We start from the raw sequence: 2,676 nt of genomic DNA, 5'->3' as shown, positions 1-2,676 counted from the left end.
CCGAGCGCCTTCTTGCGCAGTCGTTCGATCTTGTGATCGTCGATGAAGCCCACCATCTGCGCGACCGCGCCAGCCAAAGTTACAAGCTGGTCGACAGCCTGACCAAGCGTTTCCTGGTATTGCTCTCCGCTACGCCGGTGCAGAACAACCTCATTGAACTCTACAATCTGTTGACCCTGCTCAAGCCCGGCATTTTCAAGACGCAGAAGGAGTTTCGCTCAGCGTACATGACCACGGGCAAGCCGCGTCAGCCGGCTAACTCGGAGCGGCTGCGTGATCTGATGCGCGACGTGATGATCCGCAACACCAGGGCGGTTGTTGCGCTGAAATTGCCGCGTCGCCACGCCTCCACCCGCCCCGTCGATCCCACGCCCGGGGAGCAGGCGGCCTATCAGGAGTTGGCTGGGCAGATCCGAGCTCTTGTCGCTGACGATGGACAGAGCCGCCATCGCCTCGTAGCGCACCACTTGCTGAGCGCCGCCGGATCCTCGCCCGCTGCAGCATCCGCAGCCATTGCCCGTTTTGCCGTCCGACATGACGGTCATCCGACCTGGCAGGCGTTGGCGGCCCGCTGGGCGGCCCTCGGCACTGGCGGCAAAGAATTGGCGCTGCTTGAATTGCTCGCTCGCAATCCCGATGAGAAGAAGCTCGTTTTCGTCCATCACCGAGAGACAATGTCCAGCCTGGCGGACTTGCTCGCCCAGAAAGGCATCGAATTCGCTCGCTTCGAGGGCGGCCTCAGCGGCCCCGCCAAGGACGCGGCGATCGCCGATTTCCGCGAGCGGGTTCCGGTGCTTTTATGCACTGAATCCGGTGGCGAGGGCCGCAACATCCAATTCTGCAACACGCTGATCAACTTTGATATTCCTTGGAATCCGATGGCTATCGAACAGCGCATCGGACGCATCGACCGCATCGGTCAGAGCCGCGACGTGTTTGTGTTCAATTTGGTCGCCCGCGGAACGGTTGAGGAGCAGGTGGTGCGGCTGCTCGACGAAAAGATCAACATGTTTGAGCTGGTGGTCGGCGAGGCCGGTGCGATTCTCGGTGAGTTGGAAGAAGAGCGGAACTTCGCCGATTTGGTTTTGGACGCGTGGTTGGAGACGACCGCGGTAGGTCAAGCCGAGGCCTTCGATGCGCTTGGCCGTCGGCTTGACGATGCGCGGACCCTATACAGCGACGCCAAGGCGCTCGACGACGCTTTGTTCGGCGAAGAATTTGAAACCGCGTAGCGCGAGGGAGATCAGACGGTGACCGCATTGCGCGATTTCGTCGCCGAATTGATGGAGCTGGAAGGCGCGGCGGTCGAGACCCTGGAGCCCGACGGCCTAGCGGTGATCGCGCCGCCTGAGGTTCGCTCGGCGTTCGGCTGGCCGGAGCTGGCTCGGCTGGGCTTCGGTGTGGAGTTGCCGGTCGGCGCCCAGCGCATTGGCATTGAAGGCGAATGGCTGGAGCGCTTCGGAGCGCTGCTCGTGGGCCACGGGCGGCATGCCGAGCGCCAGATCGCATGTGATGAGCCGCCAATGCTGGGCGATCCAGAGCGCCTGCTTCGCCACATCCTCGATTTGCCCAACGCTGTCTGGCGTTTTCAAAAGCAGCGGTCGACGTGGAGCCGCTGCCTGCTGATCGGGTTTCGCACCACGGCGGTTTCCGACGAGAAGCGCGAAAATATTCTGTGGATGGGGTTTAATACTGGCACTGGTGCTGCCTTGGGTGATGTGCAGCATCGGCTGCGGGCATTCTTGGGCGGCGACCAAACCTGGCAGATGCCTGAGCCGGCGGTGAGAGAGGCGGCGGGGCCAGGCTGGGACGCCGCTACGCTGGAGGCCCGAGTTCGACCGGCGCTAGACGCAAGCGTGCGTGCGGAATTGGGGCCGTTTCTCCATTCGATGCGGCGTCGTCTGGCGCGCGACCACACTCGCCTGCACGGCTACCATGACGATTTGCGTCGGGAATCCTTAAAGCGTCTACTTGCGCTCGAAGGTGTCGAGGGGCCTAAGGCTGACGCTGACCGGCAACGGGAAGACCATCGGATCGCGGCGATCGAGCGCGAGTACCGGGCCAAACTTGGTGATCTCCGACATAACTATGCCCTGCGCGTCACCGTCGATTGGATCCAAACCCTGGAGTTGTTCGTCCCCGTTCAGCGCCTGGAGGTGCTGATCCGGCGCCGCAAAGGCGAGCGCGCGATCTATCTCGACTGGCATCCGCTCGTTCGCATGGCCGAGGCGCCGCCCTGCGACTGGGGACTGGGTTTGAAGTCCACACGCATGATCTGTGACGAACGCTTGCATCTCACGGAGCCCGCCGGGCAGGATCCGTGTCCTGGCTGCGCGAAGCCCTTTTGCCGCGCCTGCCACCCGGCCGCCTGTCCGCGATGCGGTATGACGGTGAGCGATGAGCCATCGGCGTCGATGCTGGCGGCCGCGCAGTCTGACTGATCTTCTACACCTCGGTTGACGGAGTGCGATCAGGCGTCGGCGCGGCAGGGCGATGCCGGCGGCGCGCAGATCGAGACTGGCGGCAAGGCGCGGCGCCGAGCGCAGAAGAAAACGCTTGCAGCCCCGTTCGACCTCGGTCTCGGTCATCGAGTCGAGGTCGGCGCGAATATCGGGCCAGCTGCGCGATGACGCGTGGAAAGCCCGTCATGACCGGGGACGTCGGCATGACCAGCAT

The 2,676-nt window shown here is 63.5% G+C and carries 2 protein-coding genes; both read left to right on the top strand.

Annotated elements, in window-relative coordinates; genetic code table 11:
* Window positions 1-1,232, top strand: a 1,232-nt coding sequence (locus ABSB13_RS17045; RefSeq protein ID WP_428110552.1) for a DEAD/DEAH box helicase, incomplete at its 5' end; no start/stop codon positions are given.
* A gap of 18 nt (window positions 1,233-1,250) precedes the next feature.
* Window positions 1,251-2,441: a hypothetical protein gene (locus tag ABSB13_RS17040; RefSeq protein ID WP_428110550.1), complete on the top strand. Its 1,191-nt coding sequence runs from the start codon at window positions 1,251-1,253 to the stop codon at window positions 2,439-2,441.
* Window positions 2,442-2,676 lie beyond the last annotated feature (235 nt).

It is taken from the genome of Binatus sp. (SeqCode) (assembly GCF_050013435.1).
In the GTDB taxonomy this organism is placed as follows: domain Bacteria; phylum Desulfobacterota; class Binatia; order Binatales; family Binataceae; genus Binatus.
Note: the sequence above shows the minus strand (reverse complement) of the source record. Positions and strands in the feature narration are given on the sequence as shown.